This is a genomic window from Paenibacillus sp. JDR-2 (assembly GCF_000023585.1).
Classification (GTDB): domain Bacteria; phylum Bacillota; class Bacilli; order Paenibacillales; family Paenibacillaceae; genus Pristimantibacillus.
On the sequence record NC_012914.1, the window covers coordinates 1562352 to 1588545 of the forward strand.

General features: G+C 49.1%; 19 protein-coding genes and 1 pseudogene. 18 read left to right on the plus strand and 2 right to left on the minus strand.

Annotated elements, in window-relative coordinates; genetic code table 11:
- Window positions 1–258: 258 nt before the first annotated feature.
- From PJDR2_RS06845 to PJDR2_RS06930, 18 genes and pseudogenes are all read left to right on the plus strand, one after another.
- Window positions 259–1554 (plus strand): annotated as a pseudogene (locus tag PJDR2_RS06845) (spore germination protein); the annotation flags it as partial.
- Window positions 1547–2617 carry a GerAB/ArcD/ProY family transporter gene (locus PJDR2_RS06850; RefSeq protein WP_015842933.1) on the plus strand — a complete coding sequence of 357 codons (1071 nt, stop codon included), beginning with the start codon at window positions 1547–1549 and terminating at the stop codon, window positions 2615–2617. The pseudogene PJDR2_RS06845 and the gene PJDR2_RS06850, both read left to right, overlap by 8 nt.
- Complete coding sequence (locus tag PJDR2_RS06855; RefSeq protein ID WP_015842934.1) at window positions 2614–3693, plus strand: Ger(x)C family spore germination protein; 1080 nt, start codon at window positions 2614–2616, stop codon at window positions 3691–3693. The genes PJDR2_RS06850 and PJDR2_RS06855 overlap by 4 nt, the downstream gene beginning before the upstream one ends.
- A 344-nt stretch (window positions 3694–4037) precedes the next feature.
- Window positions 4038–4454, plus strand: a complete 417-nt coding sequence (locus tag PJDR2_RS06860; protein ID WP_015842935.1) for a hypothetical protein — start codon at window positions 4038–4040, stop codon at window positions 4452–4454.
- Between the two features lie 176 nt (window positions 4455–4630).
- The gene (gene sigI / locus PJDR2_RS06865) at window positions 4631–5422 is read left to right on the plus strand and encodes an RNA polymerase sigma factor SigI (RefSeq protein WP_015842936.1); all 792 of its coding nucleotides are present in this window, start codon (window positions 4631–4633) and stop codon (window positions 5420–5422) included.
- Window positions 5419–6735 carry an anti-sigma factor domain-containing protein gene (locus PJDR2_RS06870; protein ID WP_015842937.1) on the plus strand — a complete coding sequence of 439 codons (1317 nt, stop codon included), beginning with the start codon at window positions 5419–5421 and terminating at the stop codon, window positions 6733–6735. The genes sigI and PJDR2_RS06870 overlap by 4 nt, the downstream gene beginning before the upstream one ends.
- A gap of 173 nt (window positions 6736–6908) precedes the next feature.
- Window positions 6909–8288 carry an ATP-binding protein gene (locus PJDR2_RS06875; RefSeq protein ID WP_015842938.1) on the plus strand — a complete coding sequence of 460 codons (1380 nt, stop codon included), beginning with the start codon at window positions 6909–6911 and terminating at the stop codon, window positions 8286–8288.
- A 75-nt stretch (window positions 8289–8363) separates the two neighbouring features.
- Window positions 8364–9881 carry a leucyl aminopeptidase gene (locus tag PJDR2_RS06880; RefSeq protein WP_015842939.1) on the plus strand — a complete coding sequence of 506 codons (1518 nt, stop codon included), beginning with the start codon at window positions 8364–8366 and terminating at the stop codon, window positions 9879–9881.
- 348 nt (window positions 9882–10229) lie between these two features.
- Window positions 10230–11798: a response regulator transcription factor gene (locus PJDR2_RS06885; protein ID WP_015842940.1), complete on the plus strand. Its 1569-nt coding sequence runs from the start codon at window positions 10230–10232 to the stop codon at window positions 11796–11798.
- 15 nt (window positions 11799–11813) lie between these two features.
- The gene (locus tag PJDR2_RS06890) at window positions 11814–13532 is read left to right on the plus strand and encodes a sensor histidine kinase (protein WP_015842941.1); all 1719 of its coding nucleotides are present in this window, start codon (window positions 11814–11816) and stop codon (window positions 13530–13532) included.
- A 133-nt stretch (window positions 13533–13665) separates the two neighbouring features.
- Window positions 13666–15378, plus strand: coding sequence for an ABC transporter substrate-binding protein (locus PJDR2_RS06895; RefSeq protein ID WP_015842942.1), 1713 nt, complete (start codon window positions 13666–13668; stop codon window positions 15376–15378).
- Window positions 15379–15536: 158 nt separating this feature from the next.
- Window positions 15537–16439, plus strand: a complete 903-nt coding sequence (locus PJDR2_RS06900; RefSeq protein WP_265525166.1) for an ABC transporter permease — start codon at window positions 15537–15539, stop codon at window positions 16437–16439.
- Window positions 16440–16478: 39 nt separating this feature from the next.
- Window positions 16479–17399, plus strand: a complete 921-nt coding sequence (locus tag PJDR2_RS06905; protein WP_015842944.1) for a carbohydrate ABC transporter permease — start codon at window positions 16479–16481, stop codon at window positions 17397–17399.
- 96 nt (window positions 17400–17495) lie between these two features.
- A complete protein-coding gene (locus PJDR2_RS06910; RefSeq protein WP_015842945.1) occupies window positions 17496–19559 on the plus strand; it encodes an alpha-glucuronidase family glycosyl hydrolase in 2064 nt (687 codons plus the stop codon).
- Between the two features lie 27 nt (window positions 19560–19586).
- Entirely contained in the window at window positions 19587–20612 is a 1026-nt protein-coding gene (locus tag PJDR2_RS06915; RefSeq protein ID WP_015842946.1) for an endo-1,4-beta-xylanase, read from the plus strand.
- The gene (locus PJDR2_RS06920; RefSeq protein ID WP_015842947.1) at window positions 20609–22174 is read left to right on the plus strand and encodes a glycoside hydrolase family 43 protein; all 1566 of its coding nucleotides are present in this window, start codon (window positions 20609–20611) and stop codon (window positions 22172–22174) included. The genes PJDR2_RS06915 and PJDR2_RS06920 overlap by 4 nt, the downstream gene beginning before the upstream one ends.
- A gap of 210 nt (window positions 22175–22384) precedes the next feature.
- Window positions 22385–23509, plus strand: coding sequence for an NADH-dependent flavin oxidoreductase (locus PJDR2_RS06925; protein WP_015842948.1), 1125 nt, complete (start codon window positions 22385–22387; stop codon window positions 23507–23509).
- A 119-nt stretch (window positions 23510–23628) separates the two neighbouring features.
- The gene (locus PJDR2_RS06930; RefSeq protein WP_015842949.1) at window positions 23629–24336 is read left to right on the plus strand and encodes a DNA alkylation repair protein; all 708 of its coding nucleotides are present in this window, start codon (window positions 23629–23631) and stop codon (window positions 24334–24336) included.
- Window positions 24337–24385: 49 nt separating this feature from the next.
- Here the strand turns inward: PJDR2_RS06930 and PJDR2_RS06935 are convergent, their stop codons facing one another.
- A complete protein-coding gene (locus PJDR2_RS06935; RefSeq protein WP_015842950.1) occupies window positions 24386–25579 on the minus strand; it encodes an MFS transporter in 1194 nt (397 codons plus the stop codon).
- A gap of 37 nt (window positions 25580–25616) precedes the next feature.
- The gene (locus PJDR2_RS06940) at window positions 25617–26132 is read right to left on the minus strand and encodes a hypothetical protein (RefSeq protein ID WP_015842951.1); all 516 of its coding nucleotides are present in this window, start codon (window positions 26130–26132) and stop codon (window positions 25617–25619) included.
- Between the last annotated feature and the right edge of the window lie 62 nt (window positions 26133–26194).

Here is a 26194-nt window from a genome sequence, read left to right on the forward strand (position 1 = left end):
TATATTAACGCGGTGTCGTATTGAATTATTTGAACATAAAGAAGGCTGTCGAGACTTTCTCGACAGCCTGAGCCCGTACCACATTGTGGTACGGGCTTTTTTTGTTTTCATCGAAAAGTCTGCAATGGGAATTTCCTATGCTCTGAGTAGTATAAGATCGTTGCCGAAGCGGGAAACTACCGCGTGAGGAGATGGTAAAAATTGCAACGTGATGATAACGATTATGTTCGAAATTTGGAGAAATAGTTTCAAGAGCATTTTCAGAAAAACTCCGATTTTGTTTCTAAAGAGATTGAAATCGGAGGGGAGTTATTCAAAGCATACTTTTTCCATTCGCTAGTTAATCTCTCTATGACGTTGTCGGTCATGAGCCAAATCGGTGATTCGCAAGATAACAAATGGAAGTGGGAATTTCTTAATGGCAAGGAGGGGGATGCATCTGCAACGGCATCGCTAGAGAAGCTTTGCAATGCCGTGCTGCAAGGAATGCTTATTCTGTTTGGCAAAGAGGGGCAAGTTGCTGTCATCGAGTCTGAAGCTCAAAATATTTCAAGACCGGTGATGATTCCAAATAGCGAGAATCCTCTTCAGTCGGCATTTGACGCCTTTACGGAGGATATTGATATCAATATTGGAATACTGAGGAAAAAAATGATATCCGACCAATTGGTAATCGAATGCCGGCAAATCGGAACCCAGTCCGTTAAAAAACTGGCTATCGCGTATATGGAGGGCGTAACCAGACCTGAAGTGATTGAGAGCATCCGAAAGAAACTGGATGAAAACAGACGTCAAGAGCTGACCACGATTCGCGATTTAACCCGGATTTTGGGGCATCCCAAATTTGCGCTTACACCAACCTATACGTCTTCGGAGCTGCCTGGCGAGACGATGCAGAATATACAAAATGGCAAAGTAGTCATTCTGTTGGACCAATTCTCGTTTGCATTCGCTTTTCCGGCTATCGTCACGGATTTGTGGAGCACGTCCCTGGATACTCAATATCCGCTTCCGTTCCAAATGTTCCTGCGTATGATTCGAGGCATGGCTATGTTATTGGCTATTACGCTTCCGGGGCTATATGTCGTTCTTAATTCCGTTAACCCGGAGCTTCTTCGCATACAATTGGCCATTGCCGTTGCCGAGAACAGGCAAGGGGTGCCTTATCCATCTCTCATCGAAGCACTGCTCGTCATGCTGCTGCTGGAGATGATTATCGAGGCTACCATTCGTCTTCCTAAAAATATCGGTCCAACGATTACGATGATCGGAGGCATACTGCTTGGGCAAGCTATTATTCAAGCCAAGCTGGTTAGCAATTTATTAATAATAATTTTGGTTGCCTCGGCGATTGCTAATTTTGCGCTGACGAGCTATATGAACTCGGTCGGCGTAAGATTATACAAGTACGTGGTGTTGCTCGCGAGCTCCTTCTTTGGCATTTGGGGAATTGAGGTTGCGATGATCTGGCTGATGCTGTACTTTTCGTCCTTGACTAACTGTTCCGTACCTTATTTAAGCTTTAGCTTGAAAGGAAAGACTTCCGATGAATAAATTGAAGACCATCATCATGTTCTTTCTGCTGCATTTGGCTTCTATATTTGCTATTTTCCCGGAGCGGATGATGTCCTCTGCGCCTAGGGGTCATTGGATGGCGGTTTTGCTTCTCTTTCTTGCGGAACTTCTGGCTTTGTGGTTTTACTTAAAAGCTTTATCGTACTTTCCAGAGCGATCGATAGTCGAAGTTTGCCGTGCTGCTGTGGGAAGTTGGGGGACAAGGTTGATTATCCTCCCTTTTTTGTGTTTTCTGATCATTGAGCTCGTCCTCCTAACTTATTACGAATCCATTGAAATCAAGACGGTGCTGCTTCAGAAAACGCCAATAAGCGCAACATCGGCTTTATTTGTAGCCATCTGCCTTTATGCTGCATGGAAAGGCTTAACCGTCATGATTCGGGCGAGCATAGGATGGTTCTTATTGTGCATGCCGTTTTTTATATTTTCGATGTTGATAAGTATCAAAAATTTTGAATTCCGTTACATTTTCCCTATGTGGGACAGCGGGATGCATTTTCTTTTTCATCCGGATTTTTATGTGGGAACTGTTATATTCGCCGGATATTTGTTTCTGGGAATGACGACCTCTCATTTTCGAATCGGATTTGGCCTAGCTTCCGCGGCGATTGGGCTTGTCTTCCTATGCGCGCTGGCTTCCGTCTATATTCCGCTGCTCATTTTCGGACAGGAAACCGCCGTTCATATGGAATATCCCATGTTAATGGCCTCGGATACTGTCGATTTGGAATGGGTCGTGTTTGACTGGCTTCCGAATTTCTATGTGGTGTCTTCCAGCGCATTAGGAGTATTAAAGGTATCCGTCTTGCTATGGATGTTTGTAGCCATTTTGACTCAATTGTTTATGCCCAAAGTCAACAGTCGCTGGATCTTGGTCATTATATGTGCTTCCCTGTATATTTCCTGCCAGTGGATGCCTAATGAAGACACTCTTAACAAGTATTTGTATTTGAATTCATACTTTTGCTTGTACGCCACCATCGTCTTTCCGGTCCTTGTCTATTTGATGGCATTATGGCGGCGAAAGAAGGTAACCGTATGAATATTCTCAGGTTGAAGCTATTTCTTGTTGTTCTATGCATGATGCTATTGGGTGGCTGTTGGGATACAAAAGATATTAACAAACAGTATCTTCCTGTCGTGATGGGCATTGGAAAAGGCCGTACAGCGAAATACAGGATTATTCTGCAAGTTCCAAGCCTAAAAGGCCGGACTCAGTTCCTGGACAAAGAGGCGGGATCCTTAAGTAAAGCTATCGACTTGATTCGGACCGATTCCGAAAAAAGCATCAATCTGGTTCATTTGAGGCTGCTGCTTTTTGATCAGGAGCTTGCCCGTGAAGGTATCCATGATCTTATCGATTTCGCCGTTAGAGCGAATGACATTTCCATCAAAGGCATGATAGCGGTGGTTGACGGCGATTTCAAACAAACGCTTTATCATGTCATATCTCCGACACCTGAACTGTCATCGTACGATTTTTTCAGCGAGGAAGCAGGCTGGACTCCTAATCAATCCATAGTGAGGATATGGGAGGCGTACCGCAGTCAAAATTCTTATTCCGAAGATATGGCCATACCGATGCTTAAGAGCGGCAAACGAACCTTGTACACTTTTCAAGGAACGGCCATTATGCTGGAGGATCGAATGGTCGGCAAGCTCAATCAGGAAGAGACGCTGTTGTACAACTTGTTCAAAGGGAAGTATACAGGCGGAACCATAGAGGTTGCAGAGAATACGAGCGTACTGATTCAAAAAGCCAAGATTAAGCATCATTGCCGCTGGACGAATGAAGGCCCCAATTTGTTAACTGATATAAACCTTGATGTCGTCGTTTCCGAAAGCCCAAGGGGGAAAAGCAAACAGCAGATAGAAGAAGAAATTAAGCAGCAGTTGGAGCGCAATTTCAATAAGACAGCAGACAAAATTCATAAATACCATTCGGATGTGCTGGGAGTTGGCCTGATCTTCCGTCCAAAGCTGTCGGATGCGAACATTAAGGACTGGAGATCAAAGTGGTATCCGAAGCTGGAGCAGAAAATAAACGTTCACGTAAATGTACAAAATGAGATTTATCTCAAAGAGGAAGCCGGCGTGAAGAAGTCGCGGATTCATTAGACAACGCGCTGCCATACGAATCTCGAGATGAAGGCAACAATTAAACGAAGGGCTGTTCCGTAAGTCATTAAGTTGACGATGGGACAGCCCTGTTTCCTTTTTTTTCTCTTTATAATTCTCCCGAGGTAAATCCTGGTTTGCATGTAGAAAGAAGCCGGATTATGCTTGTAAAGCAGGAATTTCGGCAGGTAGAAGCGAATAAGTTTGAGAAGTAAGCATACGCATGTTAAGTTAATCCCTACGAAATAAGAATTGTCGCAAAGAACGCGAAAATTCTTAGCTGATCCTTACGAAGCAGAATTGTCGCAGAGAACGCGAAAATTCTTTTAGGAGGTTGTCGCCCGATGAGCTTTTGTTGTGGAGCTAGTATGATCGGAACGAAAGGCACTTTGAAGCATATGCGAACTCATATTCATAATGTACCGATTCTTTTCTGTCCTGTATGCCATCGCGTAGAGATACATTATTTGATTGAGAATGAATATGAAATATTGGCTGAGTACGCCCACGGGGACGGCGCCGCCGAAGTTGACTTCCAGGATTATGTGGAGCAGGAAGGCAAAGCGCTCTATGAGAATTGCGTGAATCACGAGAATGAGGATCCCATGGAGGTTGTATTGAGTCAAATCGATATTTCGCTTGACCTGCTCAGCTTTGCGAAGCAGATTGGCGACGAGGCATGGGAAAACGAGCTTAAGACACGTCTTGGTATGTTAAGCGGAAGACGAAATAAACTACGGCAGCGACGAACTTCTGTTTAACTTTTTAGTACGATCAAAGTTAAGCCTCCGAGTCGGAGGCTTTTTTTTCTAAGTAAAATAACCGCTTTACCATAGATTTCTCATATTAATTCTCATATTTCTAACATTTACTACGCAAGAACCCCCAAAAACAAAAGCAGGTTATCGAAACTTATACAGAGAGGAGGATACTCTTCATGTTTAAACGGTTTTTGCGGAAATCATCTGCTGAAGCTGCGCATGACGAAAGATTAGCTCCTGAACAGATTATTAAACGAATTCATGACGGCGAAGATCAATTAAGGGAAAAGTTTATTTCCGATTACAAGCCGTATGTAGCGAAGGTGACGAGCGGATTCTGCAAGAGGTTCGTCGATCCCACCCGCGATGATGAGTTTAGCGTAGCTTTAACGGCATTTAATGAAGCGATCACGCAGTTTTCCCCGGAGTCGGGCAGGTCTTTCCTTAGCTTTGCCGAAACGGTCATGCGCCGTAGGCTTATTGACTATGTGCGTAAAGAGCAGCGTCATCTCAAGACGGTGCCGTATACGGCATTCGATCAGCAGGATGAAGAGGAACAGACTTATAACCCGATTGATACCAAAATGGCTATGCATGCTTATCAGCTGAAACAAGACGGTGATGACAGGCGGCTCGAGATTGAGGAATTTACAAAGGAGCTGCAGCAGTTCCAGATTTCCTTCATGGAGCTTGCCGAAAGCTCGCCGAAGCATGCCGATTCCCGCCTGCTTCTGCAGGGTATTGCACAGACGCTTGCGGGGCATCGGGAACTGTTTGCCCAGCTGTATGTAACGGGCAAGCTTCCGGTCAAAGAGCTGACGGAGCTATGCGGTGTATCGAGGAAAACGGTAGAGCGCAACCGAAAATATATTATTGCGATTTCACTTATTTTAAACGGTACATATCCGTATTTATCCGATTACTTAAACATTTCAGTACCAATGCCAGGGAAGGAGGCGGGATTATGAAACGAGGGATTGTTCTCTCCATAGAAAACAAGAAGGCAGTCGTCATGACGGCGGATGGCCAATTCATTTCAATCCCGCATCAAGCCCAAATGCGAATCGGGGAGGAAGCTTCGATTCCGGCGGAGACCGCCGCACTGCCAAGGCGTAAACCAAAAAGAGCTTACTGGTATTCGGGGGCAGCAGCAGCTATCCTGCTCTTCTTTATCCCGTTCTTCTACCTGACCACAGCAGAAGCTCATCCCGTGGTTGCTTATGTGAGCCTTGACATTAACCCAAGCATCGAGCTGGGCGTGGATAAACAGCAGCGCGTACAGGAACTGAACGGACTTAATCGTGATGGACAAGCGATTGTAAGCAAGATCAGCTACAAGGGCAAGTCTCTTGAAGCTGTTGCCGCCTCCATTATGAGTACGGTTGCGGCAGAGCATTTCTTGGATAAACCGGACAAGGATATCGTTATTACAAGCTACATGCTGGAAGATAAGAGCCCCGGCCAAGAGCTCGAGAAGACGGTAACCGCGGCAGTCGACCAGAAGGTTAAAGAGACGATCAAGCAAATTGATGCGGCTAAGGAGCCTAACGTAACGGTGCTGTCCGTCCCAACAGAGGTACGCGAGGAAGCATCCGCCAATGGCATTTCTTCCGGTAAGATGGCGGTTTATCTCATGGCCAAAGATGAAGGCTATAACATTGAACTGGAGCAAATAAAGGGCCAGTCTCTTGCTGAAGCCACTAAGTCAGTGGGCGGCGTGAAAAAAATTGTGGAGAAGGGCGCAAGCAAAGAGAAACTTAAAGAGCTTGCCATGAAGGAAAAGCAAAGCAAATCGCAAAGAGCGGCTACACCTGCTGTGGATAAAGCTCAATCCTCAAAAGGCGGAACGGCTGTAGGCGCAACCATCGATAAGACCGCGCCGGTAAAACCAACCGAAAGGCCGCTGAAGCATCCGCTGAAACCATCTCATACCGAGAAACCGTCTTGGTCCAGAGGGAACGAATCGAATAAACCAACCCGTCCCATGAAGCCGGCAACACCTACCAAGCCATCTGGCTCGGATAAGGATAAATGGCCGAATGGGAATTGGTCTAACGATAAAAATAACTCGAATAATGATCGCGATGACGACAAGGATGACGATAAGAAAAATAACTCCAATAAGAATAATTCGATAAACGGCTCAAGCAAGCTGGAGAAGTGGACTTGGCAAAACGATGATAACGATAATGACGATGACCAGGGAAATGACCGCAAGAATAACCGCAATGATAATAAAAAGGACAAAGACCGAGAGGATCGCAACGATCGGGATAAATAAAAACTCGAATTATAGGACGGCGGACATGGGAAAAAAGTCGGTTTTTCGCTGAAAAATCGGCCCATCTTTCGACAAAGTCTCCGATTGACAGCTATTGGCAATAAAACCTATGATAATAGAGATATGTAAGGTTGTTAAATGTTGTAAATAGTTGTGGCCGGGGAGGGTTGATGATGCATTCCATTAGAAAGCGCTATTTCCCGGCGCTTGCCGAATATATTCGTGGCGGCGAGGAGCAGTCCCTCTACAAAGCATCAGAACTCGGTAAAGACATTAAAGGGTTCAACCCTGAGGAGATTATTGCTGTTCACGAGGAAAGTATCCAATATTTGGCCGCCAATGTGGAATCAGAGGAAGCGTTAAAGCTTTATAATCAATCGTTCATGTTTCTAATAGAAGTGATGGTTGCCCACAGAATGAATGAAGTACCGGCTGAGACGGTCGAACAGAAGTTTTCGGATATGCGCGAGAGGCTTTTTCTTTCCAACCGCTCATTTGAGATGGTTAAACATAAGTATGAGAATGTCCTCCAGCATATGGACAGCGGCATAGCTTTATTTGACAGCGACGGGATTTTGTCATTTATCAATGTAAGGATGGCTAAGCTTCTTGATATTCCGCGTAAAACATTAGTTGGCTGCAATTTGCGCGAGATTCTGCTGCATCCGCTGCTGAAGCGGTCTACCAAGCGTGTTATTCTTCGCTTACATAAGGAAATGATTCTGAAGCGGAATGTGTACTACGAGTTTCAGGATAAGGACGGCAAGTATTTGCTTGTTTCTTTTACTTACGGCGATCAGATGAACGGCGATTTTTTGATCAGCGTGAAGGATGTTTCCGAGTATAAGCAAATCGAGCAGACTGCGCTGCAAAACGACAAGCTGGCGATGCTTGGCCGGATTGCGGCAGCGATTGCTCACGAGATCCGTAACCCGCTCACCTCCATTCGGGGGTTTATTCAATTGCTGCGGCCTTATCTGATGCAGCTTGGGAAGGAAGAATATGCCCGGATTATTCTTACGGAGATCGACCGGGCGAATGATATTATTTTCGAATTCCTGAACTCATCGAAGCCTTCTGCGCCAATGAAGAAGTCAGTATCGATTAACCGGCTGGTACAAGAGGTTATTCTATTGACAGAAAGCGAAGCGCTGATGCGTAACTGCGACATACAATTGGAAACCTATGAGAATGAACGTGATTTGATGGTTTCCATCGATGTGAAGCAGATCAAGCAGGTTATTCTGAACATCGTCAAGAATTCAATCGACGCCATTGAATCGTTGCAGGAAGCACGCAGAGGCAGGATTGATCTTGTGGTGAGATCGGATGGCCAATTTGCGGAGATTACGTTGAAAGACAACGGCAAAGGAATGGACAAAGCGACGCTTGCCCGTTTGTTTGATCCCTTCTTTACAACGAAGGAAGCGGGAACCGGTCTCGGCTTGTCCGTCAGCTACCGGATAATCAGGAATCACGGCGGCTCCATCCGGGTGGATAGCACCGAGGGCAGCGGTACTTCGTTTGTTATTTATTTGCCATTAGCTGAATAAACGATTAGAATCGGGGATAGATCGCTTATTAGGATGCGATCCCCGATTTTGTCATTGAGAGAGAGGAATTATTAGATGCGTACACATTTTACATATGAACCGGCGGCAACGGCAGGTTCTGCGGATGCGATTGTGAGACTGATTAGCAGCGCCGAGCTTAAAGCCGGCAGCATGGCGGAGTGGGTGCAGCCGCAAATCGATGAGGCGGTTCGCGGACTGTATGCCAAAGGTTTATTTAAGGCGGAGCCGGAACAAACCGAGACGTTGTCGACGCTTGGGCTTCATTCGGCTTCTCATGTTATCTTTGCAGGATATGACGATAAGGCCGGCGTATACGGTCTTCGTCTTGCAGCAGCGGCGGCAGCAAATGCCCTAAAGCGGATCAAAGCGCAAACCGCGCAAATCCGTCTGCCCGAAACGATTATTTCGTCTGCCGACTACACCTTGCAGCAAGCCGCGCAGGCATTAGTCGAAGGACTGACGCTTGCGGTACACGACCGTCTTCCTGAATTGCGGCAAGCCAAGCAGCGTTATACCCTTTCTCATGTATCATTTGTGCCGGCAGCGGGTGTGGCGGTTCCAGCGGATATCGCGGAAACGTGGAATGAGGGCATGATGGTAGGCCAGCTTTATGCGGAAGGTGTTAAGGTTGCGCGTGATTTGACCAATCTGCCCGGCAATCAGCTTGTACCGGAATCTCTTGCGGCTCATGCCGAAGAGCTTGCCCGCGAATGGGATCTGGATATCGAAGTGCTGGATGAGTGGGCAGCTATCGAGCAGGGAATGGGCGGTTTGCTGGCGGTAGGCCAGGGCAGTGTTCATGCGCCAAGGATGATTGTAATTCATTACAAAGGCGCTCCCGATAAGGAAGAGGCATGGGGATTAATCGGCAAGGGCATTACCTTTGATACCGGCGGCATTTCGCTCAAGAAAGGGCCCGGCATGGAGGAAATGATTTCCGATATGGGCGGCGCGGCAGCCGTACTTGGCGCAATGCGTATTATTGGCGAGCTTAAGCCGGAAGTAAATGTCATTGCGGTTATCCCGACAGCGGAAAATATGCCATCTGCCCAAGCCTTTAAACCGGGCGATGTCATTAAAATGATGAATGGCTTAACGGTTGAAATCGTTAATACCGATGCGGAAGGACGTCTTGTTCTTGGGGACGGCCTGACAACGGCGATCCGTAGAGGCGCAACGCAGCTGGTTGACGTAGCAACGCTTACTGGAGCGGTGATGGTTGCTTTAGGCACGGAAGCGACAGGCGCCATTACCAATAATGAACCGCTGATGCAGCAGGTATTCGAAGCTGCAGGTCGCAGCGGCGAACGGATCTGGCAGCTTCCTGCATTCCCGGAGTATAAGAGACAGCTGAGAAGCGATGCGGCCGATCTGAAGAACAGCGGCGGACGATATGCCGGTGCAACCACAGGCGGTTTGTTTATCGGCGCTTTCGCGGAGGATCTTCCTTGGGTTCATCTGGACATTGCCGGTACGGCATTCCTTGATAAGAGCCGCGGACTGGAACCAAAAGGAGCAACCGGCGTCATGGTTCGCACGCTGGTCGAACTGGTAACGAAGAACGAGGGCTAAAGTCAAACTCATTGAACGGCTAGTTATGATCGGCTGAAATCCCGCCGTCATAGCTGGCTGTTTTACTTTACAAGGGTTGTATAATCCCTTTAATTCGCAAAGAAAGTTCTATAGTTTCTCGGTATTGGACGTCGTATAACCGCTTTATAATTTTCTGTATAAGCTTGTCGGGAAGTAACAAGCCATATCTTGAAATCGCTTACAGAAAAAATGTTAACTGTTCAAAAGACCTAACAATAGGAGAAAAACAGGTAATCAGAGCAGGATGTTTTATAATACGATTGCTTTTATAATTATTAATGTCATTAAGGATTAGCTAGAAGATTCAGCTGTCAGGGGGCCTTGCATATGTACAAAGTGTTATTGGTGGATGATGAGATTTTTGTGCGCAAAGGGTTAAGGAATTTAATAGACTGGGAATCGCTTGGCTATGAAATTTGCGATGAAGCGGGTAACGGACAGGAAGCATTAGAGAAAATACAGCTGATTAAGCCTGATCTCGTTATCGCGGATATCCGGATGCCAGTGCTGGACGGATTGGAGCTTATCCGCAAGGTTACCGAGGAGGGCGTACATAGCCCGACCTTTATTATCGTCAGCGGGTATCATGATTTCCAGTACGCGCAGCGAGCTCTCCGTTACGGAGTCCATGACTATATATTAAAGCCTATCGATGAAGCGGAACTGGAGACAACGTTGAAGGCGCTTTCCGGAACGTTGGGATTAAAAAAGCTGGCCACGATCGCGGGGGACAGCCTGGTCACGGACTCTATTGTGGAAACGCTTGTTCAAGGCCAGTTCTCGGAGGCCGATAACGGAGCTTTATGCGCGGCGCTGCAAATGCCTGAGTTCTCCAGCTTCGATTACGTGCTGGTTGAGCTTCATGCCAGCGCGCAATCCGCAGGCACCGAATGGCAGGCCAAGGAGCTGGCAGCAGTCGTGCAGTCAGTGAGCGCTACTCCAAGCAGCAAAATTCCTGTCTATGAGCAGACGAGCGGTTTATTTGGCCTGCTTATTGATCGGAAGCCGTTTTTACCGCCGGAAATACGACTTGAATCTGCCTATAACAGCTTGCATGCGGCCATTGCGAAATCTTCGGGCAGACCGGTCACCTTATATATCGGCAAGACCGTGGAACGACTGCAAGAAATGTGCCTATCCTACCGGGCGGCGAATGAAGCCATGTCCTATAAATACGCCGAGCAAGGCAGCTCCGTTATCTATGCGAATCAGGTACAGGGGACCCCTCTGTATTATTTCGATGTGGATTCGGAGCTGTACAGCCGACTACTCGAGAGACTGGAAGAGAATAACGCGGATTTGTATGAGCAGGATATCGAGCTTTTATTCCGCCAATTTGTCGAGAAGCGGTTTGCTCCCAATGCGGTTGCCAATACGATTACCCGGTTTGTGATCGGGATTATTAATATAATTCGGAAGATGGAGGGAGACGAGAAGGGACTTAGCAAGCTCCCGTTCATTATGGACTGGCAGGGCAGCAATAGCCGTCTGCAGGACTTGAAGGGACTATTCACGGATTTCCTCCGCGAGGCTGCCGTCTATTTGGCAGAGCTTCGGAACGAGCAGTCCAAGGGCGGGATTGAACGCATCAAGAAATACATCGAAGCGAACTATACGGAGAATATTAGCCTTAAGAGCATTGCAGGAAAATTTTATATGAACTCCGTTTATTTGGGTCAGCTGTTCCGTAAAACCTATGGGATCTATTTCAATGATTTTCTACTGCAGATCCGGATCGGAGAAGCCAAAAAGCTGCTTCGCCAGACCGATCTTAGGATGTACGAGATTGCGGAGAAAGTGGGCTTTCAGAATGCCGATTATTTCGTGACCCAATTTGAGAAGCTGGAGAAAGTGACACCGACCGATTACCGCAACAAGCTGCTGGGCAAAAAATAAACGGGTGGAGATTTGATGGGCAGATTTCATTGGAATCATCTTAAATTGCGGGACAAGCTTTTGCTGATGTACGTCTTTTGCGTATTTATCCCGATCGTATTGACGAATATCGTCTTCTATAACGTTACAACCAACAATATTAAAAACCAAAAATCGCATGACGCCGACATCGCCCTGGAGAAGCTTCAGGGCGAGCTTCGTGCTGTCATCGATGAAGCCGCGGGTATTTCCTACCTGTATTATATCGATCCGATGCTGAATCAGCTGCTGGATAAAAAGTACGATTCCCAAATCGAATACGTTGAAGCTTTTAATAATATCCGAAGCGTCTTCAACAAATCCGAGCAGGCTTACAAAACGACCAGCGCTACGGTTATTTATACCGATAATCCAACTGTGTTATCCTCCGGACCTATTATGCCGCTTAGCGAAACGGAGAAGGAAGCCGACTGGTACCGGGCTTTTATGAAGACGAATGTTTCTTATCCGTTGTTTATACAGGATGGAGACACGTTTAGCCTTGTTCAAAGACTGAACTATGTCAAAGGCAACGGCTATAACAATCTGATCAAGATTGATCTGAATATGGCAACGGTCAAGCAGTTGTTTGCGTTATCCGGCTTTGAGGGCAGCATTTACTTCTTGAATCCGGAAGGTGCCGTCCTCTATTCCAACGACTCCAGCGTAGACAGGCATTCACAGACGCTTCCGATGCCGAAAAACTCTCTCTCCTTTGACAAGGTTTACACGAACAACAATTATTTGAACGACTGGTCCCTGCATGGCGTCATTAACGAAGGGAGCTTTCTGCATGACGTGCGGAAATCGGGTTCCTTTGTCATTTTTTTGGCGCTTATTAACTTTGTGCTGCCTTCTTTGATTATCGCGGCTCTCTCCAGATCCATAAACAAACGTCTCGTCAAGATTGTAAAGCATATGAAAAAGGTGAAAAACCAGCATTTCGAGACGATCCCGCTTGATGATGCGCGCGATGAGATCGGCCAATTAACGGGTGAATTCAACCGGATGACCGAGCGGATCGACAACCTCATTACCGATGTCTATCAGGCTGATATTCAGAAGAAGGACCTGGAGATCCGCCAGCGCCAGGCACAGCTTCATGCCCTTCACAGCCAGATCAATCCCCACTTCCTGTTCAACTCGCTCGAGACGATTCGGATGCGGAGCCTGATGAAGGGGGAGACCGAGACCGCGAAGACCATTCACTATATGGCGAAGATTTTCCGGAAGTCGATTTCCTGGAAACGCAGCTGGGTGTCGATCCGGGAAGAGATTGAGCTGACGGAATGCTTCCTTGAAATTCAGAAATACAGGTTTGGCGACAAGCTGCAATACCAGATCACCGTCGAAGATACCGTATACGACCAGATGATTCCGAAGATGACCTTCCTGCCGTTTGTCGAGAACGCCAGCATTCATGGCATTGAAAGCTCGCCGGGAATCGGTCTTATTCAGATTCATATCGGAATCGCCGGCAACAAGCTGATGTTCAGGCTGTCCGATAACGGGATCGGCATGTCCCAAGCCAAGCTGTCGGAGCTGCTTAATTACCTGCGTCTGGATGATTCCATCGGTGACAATGTCGGCATGAAAAACGTCTATACCCGGCTGAAGCTATGCTATAAAGACTCGTTTGAATTCGACATTGCTAGCGAAGAAGGTCATGGAACAACCGTTGAGCTGCGTCTTCCTCTCGACATGAACGGGCAATAAATGACAAAAAAGTTGAACTATGCTTTTCAAAGTACGAACTAAAGTTTGAGGGGTAATCAAGCCTTCGGATTCGTTTTATGATGAAAGTGCTTACAACAAACACGTTGAAATGACGAAAGGGGTCTAAACAGAAATGGTTAACAAAAAGCTTTTAACTGTCAGCTTGGCTGCTGCTATGTTAGCTGTTACAGCATCCGCTTGCGGCGGCAATAACGATAACAGCAATGCAAATAGCGGTAAATCCGGCAATAGCGGCAACGCAGCTTCCAACTCCGCTTCTCCTGAAGCGGATGACAAAACACCCGTCACTTTCTCGTACTACAGCTTCACCAGCCAAAAGGATGCTCTTGCGAGCGACACCGTTATCGGTAAAGAGCTGCAACAGCAGACCGGCGTAGACTGGAAAATGGAATTCCTCGTTGGCGATCCGCAAACGAAATCCGGCGTTATGATCGCAAGCGGCGACTATCCGGACGTAATCGTTCCGGAAGGCGAAATCGACAAGCTGCTTGACGCTGGCGCATTTATTCCTCTTGATGATCTGATCGAGAAATACGGTCCAAACATCAAGCGCGTATACGGTCCTTATTTTGATAAATTCAGACAAGCAGACGGCAAAATGTACTTCCTGCCGTTTGGCGCGAACCAAGGCTATATCGGCGATCCCGGCATCAGCCAAGGCGCATTCTGGATCCAACGCTCCGTTCTGAAGGAAGCGGGATATCCGAAGATCAAGACGCTTGACCAGTACTTCGATCTGATCAAGCAATACCAAGAGAAGCATCCGCAAGTAGACGGCAAGGACACGATTGGCTTTGCATCCCTTGCAGGTCCTGCCGACAGCTTCTTCTCGATCACCAACCCTTCCATGCACCTTGCGGGCTACCCGAATGACGGCGACGTTATCGTCGACATGAACACGCATGAGGCTAAAACTTACGCAGCTACGGATATCGAGAAAAAATGGCTGCAAAAGCTGAACGAAGTAAACGCGGAAGGCTTGTTCGATCCTGAGACCTTTACAGCGAACAAAGACCAATTCCTGGCTAAGCTGACCTCCGGCCGCGTACTTGGCTACTTCAACTACGCATGGCAGGTTGGCGACGCGACAAACAACCTGAAGAAAGCCGGCATCGACGAGAAGCGTTACGCTCCGCTGCCAATCGTATTCGACGAGAATACGAAAGACCAATACGTAGATCCGCCTAGCTTTGTTAACAACCGCGGTATCGGTATCTCGGTAAAAGCGAAAGACGCTGTACGCATTATTAAGTACTTCGACAACCTTCTCAAAGAAGAGAACCAAGTTCTCGTACAGTGGGGCGTTAAAGACCAGAACTACACCGTGGACGCTAACGGCCGTTACGTGATGGATGCGCAGCAAATCGCTGACCGCAACGACCCTGAGAAGAAACGCACAGTCGGATGGCAGTACTTTGAATACAGCTGGCCGCGTTACGGCAACAACTCCGTACTGGCTGACGGCAACTCGTATGGCGTAGGCAACCAGCCTGAAGTGGCTTACGCGGGTTACACGGACGGCGACAAAGCGCTGCTGGACGCCTACGGCGTGAAGACCTTCTCCGAATACTTCTCGAAGCCTGACGATCGCTCCTGGTACCCGGCATGGAGTATCAACAAAGGTCAAGGCACGCCTGAGCAGATCTTCCAGCAAAAAGCCGGCGACCTGCAAAAGAAATTCGTTCCGAAGCTTGTACTTGCCAAGCCTAGCGAATTCGACTCGATCTGGAGCGACTATACAGGCCAAATGGGCAAGCTTGACGTGAAAGGCTATGAAACCTTCGTTACGAAAGTAGTTCAAGACCGTATCGCGGGCAAGTGGTAAGCAAATAAAAGTAGACGGAAGGCCGGAAAGCTGATTCCGGCCTTCCGATCTATTGGATTCATGCAGGATGCTAGAGAGGGGAAGAGCAAGTGGAGAACATACATGAAGTTACACCATCTGTTGTCAGGAGTCCCAAAGCAAGCGAATCACGGCTTCAACTGTTTTTCAAAAAGTTATTGCAGCAAAAAGTGCTCGTGTTTATGTCGATGCCGTTTGTATTATGGCTTTTCCTGTTTAAGTACGTACCGCTCTGGGGCTGGACCATCTCCTTTCAAAAGTTCAGACCGGCAAAGGATTTGTTCGATCAGGAGTGGGTAGGCTGGAAAAACTTCAACTTCCTGTTTAACGACGACTCCTTCTATCGCGTGTTAAGAAATACGATCGTTATGAGCTCCATCAATCTTGTATTAGGTTTTGTTACCGCAATCGTATTGGCGATTTTATTAAACGAGCTTCGCCAAATTATGTTCAAGCGGGTCGTACAGACGATCAGCTACCTACCGCATTTTATTTCCTGGGTCGTTGCGGCCAATATTATTTCTTCGGCGCTTGCGCCCGAAGGGATCGTTAATATTCTATTGACGAGAATGCATCTGATTGATCAGCCTATCTTATGGCTGGGCAAAGGGAATTACTTCTGGGGCATCCTTGGCGCATCGGAAGTTTGGAAAAACGTCGGCTGGAACACCATTATCTATTTGGCGGCTATTACAACCATTGACCCTTCCCAATACGAAGCTGCCGAGATTGACGGGGCGAACCGTTTACAACGGATCCTGCATATTACTTTACCGGGTCTGAAGTCGGTTATCGTAATCCTGTTGATCATGAACCTTGGAAATATTCTGGAATCGGGATTTGAGCCGCAATACTTGCTCGGCAACGGGATGACCGTGGACTATTCCGAGAACCTTGATATATTTGTGTTGAAATACGGCATGAACATGGGCAACTATTCCTTGGCTACAGCAGCCGGCATGTTCAAAACGGTCGTTAGCTTTATCTTCCTCTTATCGGCCAACTCGATTGCGAAGCGGCTTGGCGAGAGCAGACTGTTCTAGATTTAACCGAAAGTTGGACGAAGCAAGGAGGCTATCGACATGAAAGAGAGTTCGGCCAAAGCCAGGTACAGCTCTTTACCGGATAAGATTTTTGATACAAGTAATATAGTTTTTATGTTGCTCGTCGTGACGGTTACGCTATATCCTTTCCTTAATATGTTCGCGTTGTCGTTCAACGATGCGAATGACTCGATCCGCGGCGGCATTTATGCTTGGCCAAGGATGTGGACATGGGATAACTACAGCTATATTTTTAATGAAGCATCCATCTATCACGCTACGTTGATCTCCGCCTTGCGTACGATTGCCGGCACGATTACTTCCGTCTTCTGTACGGCTATGCTGGCTTATACGATCAGCCGCCAGGAGTTTGTTCTGCGCAAATTCGTTACGCTGGTCGCAATCTTCACGATGTACTTCAGCGGAGGTCTCATTCCGGGATACCTGCTGATCAAAGAGCTCCATATGATTAACTCGTTCTGGGTTTATATTATCCCCGGCATTATCGGCGTCTTTAATATGATCGTAATCCGATCCTTTATCGAGGGATTGCCGGACGGCATTATGGAATCGGCGAAAATTGACGGAGCGGGCGAATTCATTACCTTCATGCGAATTGTTTTGCCGCTGACCGTGCCTGCTCTTGCGACCGTTTCGCTCTTCGTAGCGGTGTCTCAATGGAATTCCTGGTTTGACGTATTTCTGTACAACTCTTCGCATCTTAACCTGAGCACCTTGCAATACGAATTAATGAAAATATTGCAAACCTCCAATACGGCGGCATCGTCAACCAATGCAGGCGATCAGTTTGCAGCCGGACAAAGCGGCGTAACGGCGGTTACGCCAACCTCGATCCGTGCGACGATGACTATTGTTGCGAGTCTGCCGATTATTCTGGTATATCCGTTCCTGCAGAAATACTTTGTTAAAGGGATGACCGTAGGCGGCGTTAAAGGTTAATCGCTTGAATCACGCGTCCCTCGACTTTGCATCGGGCGGACGCTTTTTTTCTAATTTTGGCTGTTTGTATAACAATTCTTATTAGGGGGATTAGAGATGGGAGACAACGGATACGCGGCATGGCTGAGATACGATCAAGTGAAGGATGAAACGCGCTTGGAGCAATACGCAGGCTGGACGGGTGAGCTCGTGCTGCCCGCGGGAGTACCGATGGAAGGGATCATGAAGACAGCCGCCGTGGAATTGTCGCGGGGAATCCGCTCCATGCTGGGCACAACGCCTTCGGTTACGCATGAAGCATCAGGGCAGCGTTTTATCGTGCTGGAGGTTCTTGGCGGCGGCTCTTGGATAGATCAAGCGGCCGGCGATGCGGCGGCTCTATCTGATGAGGGCTACTTCTTAAAAACCGTTCGAGAAGCGGAGAAGGAATATATTATCGCGGCCGGCAAGTCCGAGAAAGCAGTACTGTACGCGGTATTCCATCTGCTGCGCCTGATGCAGTCCGGGACTGCGATTGATCAGTTAAATCTGGTCGAGTCGCCGAAATACAGCCTTCGCATGATTAACCATTGGGATAACATGGACGGCAGCGTGGAGCGCGGTTACTCCGGCCGTTCGATTTTTTACGATAACAACAAAGTGCTGTCCGATTCGGAACGGATTCGCGATTACGCCCGTCTGATGGCATCGGTCGGAATTAATGGCATCGCGATTAATAACGTAAACGTCCACCGCGAAGAGACATTCCTTATTACGGAGAAGCTTCTGCCGGATGTTGTCCGTATCGCCGAGGTATTTGGCGAATACGGCATAAAGCTGTTCCTGAGCGTGAACTATGCCGGAACCATTGAGATTGGCGGCCTGGAGACAGCCGATCCTCTTGATCCGGCCGTGCGCGGCTGGTGGAAGGAGAAGGCGGCTGAAGTGTACCGTTATATTCCGGACTTTGGGGGCTTCCTTGTGAAAGCCGATTCCGAGAATCGCCCCGGTCCGTTTACCTACGGACGCGACCATGCGGACGGAGCTAACATGCTGGCTGAAGCATTGGAGCCGTTTGGCGGACTTGTGCTCTGGCGGTGCTTCGTTTACAACTGCCATCAGGACTGGCGGGATCGCTCAACCGACCGTGCGCGTGCCGCTTACGATCACTTTAAGCCGCTGGACGGACGCTTCAAGGACAATGTGATTTTGCAGATTAAGAACGGTCCGATGGACTTCCAGGTCCGCGAGCCGGTCTCGCCGCTCTTTGGCGCGATGGAGCATACCAACCAGATGATGGAATTCCAGATTGCCCAGGAATATACGGGCCAGCAGAAGGATGTCTGCTTCCTCATTCCGCAGTGGAAGGAAGTCTTGAACTTTGACACTTACGTCAAAGGTGCGGGCAGCACGGTGAAGGAGATTGCGGCAGGCAGCGTCCATGCCTATACTCATAGCGGCATTACGGCCGTCAGCAATATCGGCAACGACGAGAACTGGACCGGGCATCATCTCGCGCAGGCGAATTTGTACGGCTACGGACGCTTAATCTGGAATCCGGAGCTTTCTTCGGAGGAGATTGCGGCGGAATGGGCTGCCCAAACGTTTGGCGGCAATAAGAACGTACAGGATGTTCTTGTAAACTTCCTGCTGGAGTCGTTGTCCATTTACGAGAATTATACAGCGCCGCTAGGCGTAGGCTGGATGGTTACGCCTCATTATCACTACGGTCCGGATATTGACGGCTACGAATATTCCAAGTGGGGAACATACCATTTTGCCGATCATAAGGGAATTGGGGTTGACCGTACGGCTCAGACGGGTACCGGCTACAGCAGCCAGTATGCTTTGCCGAACGCCGAGGTCTACGACAGCCTGGAGGCTTGTCCGGATGAGCTGCTGCTCTTCTTCCATCATGTGCCTTACACGCATCAGTTGAAATCCGGCAAGACGGTTATTCAGCATATTTACGATACGCATTTCGCCGGCGTGGAGCGGGTTGAATATTGGATGAACCGCTGGCAGGAGCTTGAGGGTCTCGTGGACGGCGACCGGTTCCGCCATGTAACGGGACGCATGAACTGGCAGCGTGAAAATGCCAAGCAATGGCGCGACATCGTTAATACGTATTTCTTCCGCAAATCCGGTATTCCGGATACCCATAACCGGGTGATTTACTAATCTACAAGGAAAGAGTTGGTGCAGGATATGTCATATACTTCGGAGTTGCCGGCACTTCGTTCCGTTTATAAGGATTACTTTGATATTGGGGCAGCTGTGAATCTGACGACAATTGCATCCCAGAAGGATGTTCTTACTGCCCATTACAACAGTCTGACTGCCGAAAATGACATGAAGTTCGAACGCGTGCATCCGCAGGAAGGGCAGTATACGTTCGAAGCGGCGGACAAGATCGCTGACTTTGCGGCTGCAAACGCCATGAAGCTGCGCGGGCATACGCTGGTGTGGCACAATCAGACCCCTGACTGGATATTCCAAAATGCGAATGGATCGCCAGTCGATAGGGAAACGCTGCTTGCCCGGATGAAAAGCCATATCGAAAAGGTTGTTGGCCGGTATAAAGGCATTATTTACGGCTGGGATGTTGTGAACGAGGTTATCGACGATAAAAACGGTGTCTGGCTTAGGGAGTCCAAATGGCTAAACTTAGCCGGGGAAGATTTTATCGCAAAAGCCTTCGAGTATGCGCATGCCGCCGACCCGAAAGCGCTTCTGTTCTACAATGATTACAACGAGTGCATTCCGGAGAAGCGGGATAAAATTATCCGTATCGTTCAATCGCTGCAGGCTAAGCAAGTGCCGATTCACGGTATCGGCCTGCAGGGGCATTGGAATTTGAACGGTCCAAGTCTTGCCGAGATCCGGGAAGCCATCGAACGTTACGCGGCAACGGGTCTTAAGCTGCAGGTAACGGAGCTGGATATTTCGGTATTCGATCATGACGATAAGCGGACGGATCTGACGGAGCCTACGGCAGACATGCTGGAGCGGCAGGCGGAACGTTACGGGCAGGTATTCGAGCTGTTCCGCGAATACAAAGAGGCGATTACCGCCGTTACGTTCTGGGGCGCAGCCGACGATTACACCTGGCTGGATAACTTCCCGGTACGCGGGCGGAAAAATTGGCCGTTTGTGTTTGATGCCAACCACGAGCCTAAAGCTTCCTTCCGGAAAATAACCGATTGGCAGGAAGCGGGGCAAATCGATTCATGACATACGCATCAACAGGCAAAATCACGTACAGGAACCCGGTACTGCCGGGCTTTTATCCGGATCCAAGCGCTGTTCGGGTAGGCGAAGATTATTACATGGTGACCAGCACCTTTGAATATTTTCCGGGAGTTCCGGTGTTTCGCAGCAAGGATCTCGTTCATTGGGAGCAGATTGGTCATGTGTTAACCAGGGAAAGCCAAGTGAATCTGCTGAGCCGCAACAGCTCGGAGGGCATCTATGCGCCTGCTCTTCGTTATCATGAAGGCGTATTTTATATGATTACAACGGATGTGTACGGGATAGGCAACTTCTATGTAACCGCAACGGATCCGGCAGGACCATGGTCCGATCCGATTCGGATTCCTTACGGCAATATCGATCCTTCTCTGTTTTTTGACGATGACGGCAAAGCGTACGTCTCGGCGCAGGCCGGCTTTGGCGAGACGTCTCATATTATCCAATACGAGATTGATATCCTGACGGGCGAGGCCTTATCGGAGCCTGTTGTTGTATTTGAGGGAGACGAAGGGCCTTGGGTAGAAGGGCCGCATCTGTACAAAATAAACGGCTTTTATTATATGATGACCGCATCCGGCGGAACGGGGCCGATGCACAGGGAGATTATCGGCCGCGGCACCTCTCCTTACGGACCGTTTGAAATGCTGCCGCATCCGATTCTGACGCATAACGAGTTACAGGATCATCCGATTCAATACACCGGCCATGTTGAGCTGCTCGATGACGTTCGTGGCCAGTGGTGGGCATTGTTTCTTGGCGTCCGGCCGCAAGGCGGCAACGGCAGCGTGCTTGGCCGCGAGACGTTCCTTGCTCCCGTACGCTGGAGTGAAGACGGCTGGCCGATGATTGATAATAACGAAGGTCATGTATCAATGGTTATGGAGGGACCGGCTATCCGGGAGAGCAAAACCTCCATGGCCGGCATGGACAAGTCGGTGACCACCAAGTTCACTTCCGAAGGGCTTAGTCTCGAATGGATGTATAACCGGGTGATCCCCGGACCGGAGGAGCTGTCTTTAACGGAGAAGGAAGGCTGCCTTAGACTAAGCGGCAATGCCAAAGGTCTTCGCGACGGAGGAGCTAATGTATTCGTATGCCGCCGCCAGCAGCATCATCGGATGAGCATCGAGACTCGCCTGACCTTTGTTCCGGGAAGAGAAGGGGAGCAGGCAGGAATTGCCGCGCGGCTGAGTGACAAGTCCCATTACTCGATCGGAATCACGAAGAAGGACGGACAAACCGGCATTCTTGTAACGGCGATGGCGCAAGGAAGCGGAACGGAAGTCTTTACCCCAATTGAGGAGCAGGTTCCCGTCCGGCTCTCGATCCGTTCGGACGAGAAGGAATACGAGCTTTTGTATACCTTGGGAGGTGCGTCCGCGGAGTGGGTCAGCCTAAGGACCTTGCCGGTGGAAGCCTTAACGCCGGATGCGGACGGAGCTTTTACGGGCGTATGTCTTGGCATGTTTGCAGCAGGAACGGAGGAAGGCCATTCGGCTCCCGCTTATTACGATTACTTCGAGTATCGTCCCGAGAGCGGTTGACACGCCAATGAAGACTATAGCGGTGCAGAGTTCCGATCTCTGCACCGTTATTTTTGTTTATGCGGCAGCTCCTTTTTTATGGACAGAATATAGGGGGATAAAAAACTTACAATTACTTGCTTGACTTCAGTAACTGTATATAATATTATTACAGTAACAAAAGTTGTTACAGTTAATGAGCGAAAAGAGCATAGGATAGGAGTGGAGTTTTTGGAGCAGAATTATAAACCGTTATTTGAATCCTTTACTTTCCCGAGCGGAGTGGAAGTAAAGAACCGCATTGTGATGGCGCCGATGACGCACTCATCCTCTAATGATGATGGAACGGTAACGGATGCGGAGCTGGAATACTATGCCCGCCGGTCCGAGGGAGCTGGCATGGTCATAACGGCATGTATTTATGTCACGCCAAACGGCAAAGGATTTCCCGGGGAATTCGCGGGAGACAGCGATGCTATGATTCCGGGGCTTGCTCGTCTTGCAGAGACGATTAAAGCCAGAGGCGCGAAAGCTATTCTCCAAATTTTCCATGGCGGCCGCCGTGTACCGCCGGCATTGGTGCCAAACGGCGATGTGGTTAGCGCAAGCGCCGTTGCGGCGACGGAAAGCCCGGATGTTGTTCCGCGCGAGCTGAAGCACGAAGAGATTGAAGCGATTATCCGCGATTTTGGCGAGACGACCCGCCGCGCGGCGCTTGCCGGCTTCGACGGAGTCGAAATTCACGGCGCGAACACTTATCTCCTGCAGCAGTTCTATTCCCCGCATTCCAACCGCAGAAACGATCAATGGGGCGGAGATATCGACCGGAGACTTACATTCCCGCTCGCCGTTGTTGATGAAGTGAAACGCGCCGCGGCTGAGCATGCCAAAGGGCCATTCTTGGTCGGATACCGATTCTCTCCGGAAGAACCGGAGACACCGGGACTTACGATGGAGGATACCTTCCGCCTGTTGGATGAGCTTGCGCAGAAGGATTTGGATTACCTTCATGTCTCGTTGTTTGACTTCCGTTCCAAGCCGTCGCGTGGTGCGGATGATAGCAAAACAAGACTGGAATGGGTCGCGGAGCGGGTAGCGGGCCGCGTACCGGTTATCGGCGTAGGTTCGATTAACTCGGCCGACGATGCCATTGAAGCTCAGCAAACGGGCATTCCGCTGGTTGCGATTGGCCGCGTACTGCTGACGGATCCGGACTGGGTACAGAAGGTTGAAACCGGACGCGAGGATGAGATTCAGTCCCGCTTAAGCTTAAGCTCGCAGAAGAAGCTTGTAATTCCCGACGGTTTATGGCGCATGTTGACGGCAAGAGAAGGCTGGCTGCCATTTACCGATTAATATAAATGAGGGCTGACAATGAGGCGCCGGGTGCGCTGATTGTCAGCCCTTTTTGTTTTGCATAAAATATGCGGCAAAGGTATACTCGAATCCATAAGAGCATAATTGGAGGCCAAGTAATGACCTTTGATGAAGTTTTGCGGGCGTTAGAGGGAATGGGAAGCGAGCAGACCAAGAGCACCTATGTGCGTCATGGTGCGAAGGAGCCTTTTTTTGGCGTAAAGATCGGCGATATGAAGAAGCTGGTCAAAGAGGTGAAGAAAGACCAGGAGCTGGTGTACAAGCTTTACGATTCCGGCAATCATGATGCCATGTATTTGGCAGGACTGACCGTTAATCCGAAAACGGTCACCAAAGAGATGCTCCGGCATTGGGTGAAGCAGGCTTATTGGTATTCGCTTGCGGAATATACGGTAGCGAATGTAACGGCGGAGAGTCCTTTTGCACGGGAGCTTGCGGTAGAATGGATGCAGTCGCCGGAAGAGATGGTTGCGGTAGCGGGATGGAGCGCCTATGCGAATTACGTGACGATCGCTCCGGATGAAGAACTCGATTTGATGGAGATCCGAAGGCTTCTGGAGCAGGTTAAGAAGACCGTCCATGAAGAGCGGAACCGCGTGCGGTATACGATGAATACGTTTGTCATCTGCGTTGCGTCTTACGTCTTGCCCCTGACGGAGGAAGCAAAAGCCGTTGCGGAGGCGATTGGCGCCGTAAAAGTCGATGTTGGCGATACCGCCTGCAAAGTTCCGCTCGCCTCCGGCTATATCGCCAAGGTAGAAGCAAGAGGAAAGATCGGCACGAAGAAGAAAACTTGTATTTGTTGATTAAAAAGGCTGCTCCACCAGACGATGGAGCAGCCTTTCGTTCTTTCGTTTATCCCGCAGCTTGCTGCAGGGATGCTTTTTCGGCTGAACGATCGAGATTATAGCTATAGGCCGTTGCGGCAAAAGCAAGCAAGGCGAGTACGGCCGCTGCCCACGGAAGATAACGCAGACCATAATGATCGGTTACGAAGGCGCCGACCGAGGAGCCAACCGCAATCCCGATATTGGCGCTGATCGGAAGCAGGGAAGAGGCGAAATCCTTGGCTTCGGGCACATATTGCTCGGTCAGATGGATGAAGTACAGCTGGCAAGCCGCATTGATCGAGAATGAAATGAGAGCAATAGCCATCAAGCTGACGATGCCAAGCCAAGTGAACGATAAGGTAAAACCAAAAATGACGTAAACAACGGCATGGACCAGGAACAGCGTTTTCAGCTTCGCCATGTAAGTGCCGCTTGCGATTTTGCCGCCTAGTATGTTGCTGACGATTGTCACGGCTCCGTATACGAGCAGGATGGTGCTGGTTCGGCCTTCCGAGATATGCATAACTTCCAGCATAAGCGGATTAATATAGGTGTAGATAACGAATATGGCCGCAACCCCGATAATCGGGATAAAGAAGGCAAGCAGCACTCTTGGGTTTCTCATCAAGCGAACCTGGTTTTTGAGCGAGCTTTGTACCGCCGGCAAATTTCTCGGCACGATTCGGTACAGAAGCAGAATGCTTATAATCCCGCAAGCCGCAACCAGCCAGAAGGCGGCAGGCCATTCGAAATGCAGGCCTACGAAGGTTCCGATCGGAACGCCAAGCACGTTGGCAATGGTGAAGCCGCCGATAATGTAAGAAAGCGCCAGCCCTCTCCGTTCAGGCGACACATAATCCGAACAGATGGAGACAGCCAGGGAAATGCTAAGCCCGCAGAAGATAGCCGTTGCCATCCGGGTAAGAAACAATACCGGATAAGAGAAGGACAATGCGCTTCCCATCGTGAACAAAACAACCAATGAGGCTCCTAGCAGCAAAGCGCGGCGTTTCGTAAAATAACCGGCGGCCATCATGACAAAAGGCGTTCCGGCCGCATAAGCAATCGCAAAGCCGGAGACCATAATGCCGGTCTGCGCAACGGAAACGCCAAGGCTGCTCGCAATGGGAGTCAGCAAACCAACAATGACATACTCAGTCGTGCCTAGAATAAAGGCCAGCAGGGTAAAGGTAAAGATAAGCAGGTTTTCTTTTTTCATGTTGAAGATCCTCCAGGTTTATTGCTTGTAATGACTATTACCAACGCTCGGAGCCAAGAAGCTTATTGCCCCTTGTCGACAGATAAGCGTGATTGGGACTGGCGTTCCAGCTGCGCAGCCTTTCCTTCAGCAGGGACGGATTATCGGGGGCTGCCGGAAAGTAAGTAATCGGAAGCCAGCTGTAATCCGGCAGGGCATCCAGATCAATGCTGCATACTTTCGTGTTGTATATAAATAAATCGCCGATATTTGCAGTGTTCCACTGGCTTACCGGGACTTGGACCGATTGCTGCAAGCATATTCCGCCTTTGACGGGAGCCGGTTCGCCCGGGCAGAGATGCGCCCAAAGCGCGGTCGTTCCGAGTATCTCGCTAAAGGCCTGATAGACAGGCTCATACATACGTATATCCCATAAATATTGATGATGGATGTCGTAAGACTGGTCCACGGGAAGCTCCTTCACCCACAAAAGGTAACGCAGCGCATAAAAGTGCGTCACTGCTCTAGGGAATAAAGCAAAGCCGTACTGCTCCCAGTATTCCATCTCGCGCATACTCTCACCTCTTTCGGCTCTCTCTCCTACAGTCAAAGCTTAAAGGAAGGCTCCAGCAGCGG

Coding starts and splice junctions, on each gene's coding strand:
- PJDR2_RS06850 (WP_015842933.1), top strand. CDS start 1,547: ATGAATAAATTGAAGACCATCATCATGTTCTTTCTGCTGCATTTGGCT.
- PJDR2_RS06855 (WP_015842934.1), top strand. CDS start 2,614: ATGAATATTCTCAGGTTGAAGCTATTTCTTGTTGTTCTATGCATGATG.
- PJDR2_RS06860 (WP_015842935.1), top strand. CDS start 4,038: ATGAGCTTTTGTTGTGGAGCTAGTATGATCGGAACGAAAGGCACTTTG.
- sigI (WP_015842936.1), top strand. CDS start 4,631: ATGTTTAAACGGTTTTTGCGGAAATCATCTGCTGAAGCTGCGCATGAC.
- PJDR2_RS06870 (WP_015842937.1), top strand. CDS start 5,419: ATGAAACGAGGGATTGTTCTCTCCATAGAAAACAAGAAGGCAGTCGTC.
- PJDR2_RS06875 (WP_015842938.1), top strand. CDS start 6,909: ATGCATTCCATTAGAAAGCGCTATTTCCCGGCGCTTGCCGAATATATT.
- PJDR2_RS06880 (WP_015842939.1), top strand. CDS start 8,364: ATGCGTACACATTTTACATATGAACCGGCGGCAACGGCAGGTTCTGCG.
- PJDR2_RS06885 (WP_015842940.1), top strand. CDS start 10,230: ATGTACAAAGTGTTATTGGTGGATGATGAGATTTTTGTGCGCAAAGGG.
- PJDR2_RS06890 (WP_015842941.1), top strand. CDS start 11,814: ATGGGCAGATTTCATTGGAATCATCTTAAATTGCGGGACAAGCTTTTG.
- PJDR2_RS06895 (WP_015842942.1), top strand. CDS start 13,666: ATGGTTAACAAAAAGCTTTTAACTGTCAGCTTGGCTGCTGCTATGTTA.
- PJDR2_RS06905 (WP_015842944.1), top strand. CDS start 16,479: ATGAAAGAGAGTTCGGCCAAAGCCAGGTACAGCTCTTTACCGGATAAG.
- PJDR2_RS06910 (WP_015842945.1), top strand. CDS start 17,496: ATGGGAGACAACGGATACGCGGCATGGCTGAGATACGATCAAGTGAAG.
- PJDR2_RS06915 (WP_015842946.1), top strand. CDS start 19,587: ATGTCATATACTTCGGAGTTGCCGGCACTTCGTTCCGTTTATAAGGAT.
- PJDR2_RS06920 (WP_015842947.1), top strand. CDS start 20,609: ATGACATACGCATCAACAGGCAAAATCACGTACAGGAACCCGGTACTG.
- PJDR2_RS06930 (WP_015842949.1), top strand. CDS start 23,629: ATGACCTTTGATGAAGTTTTGCGGGCGTTAGAGGGAATGGGAAGCGAG.
- PJDR2_RS06935 (WP_015842950.1), bottom strand. CDS start 25,579: ATGAAAAAAGAAAACCTGCTTATCTTTACCTTTACCCTGCTGGCCTTT.
- PJDR2_RS06940 (WP_015842951.1), bottom strand. CDS start 26,132: ATGCGCGAGATGGAATACTGGGAGCAGTACGGCTTTGCTTTATTCCCT.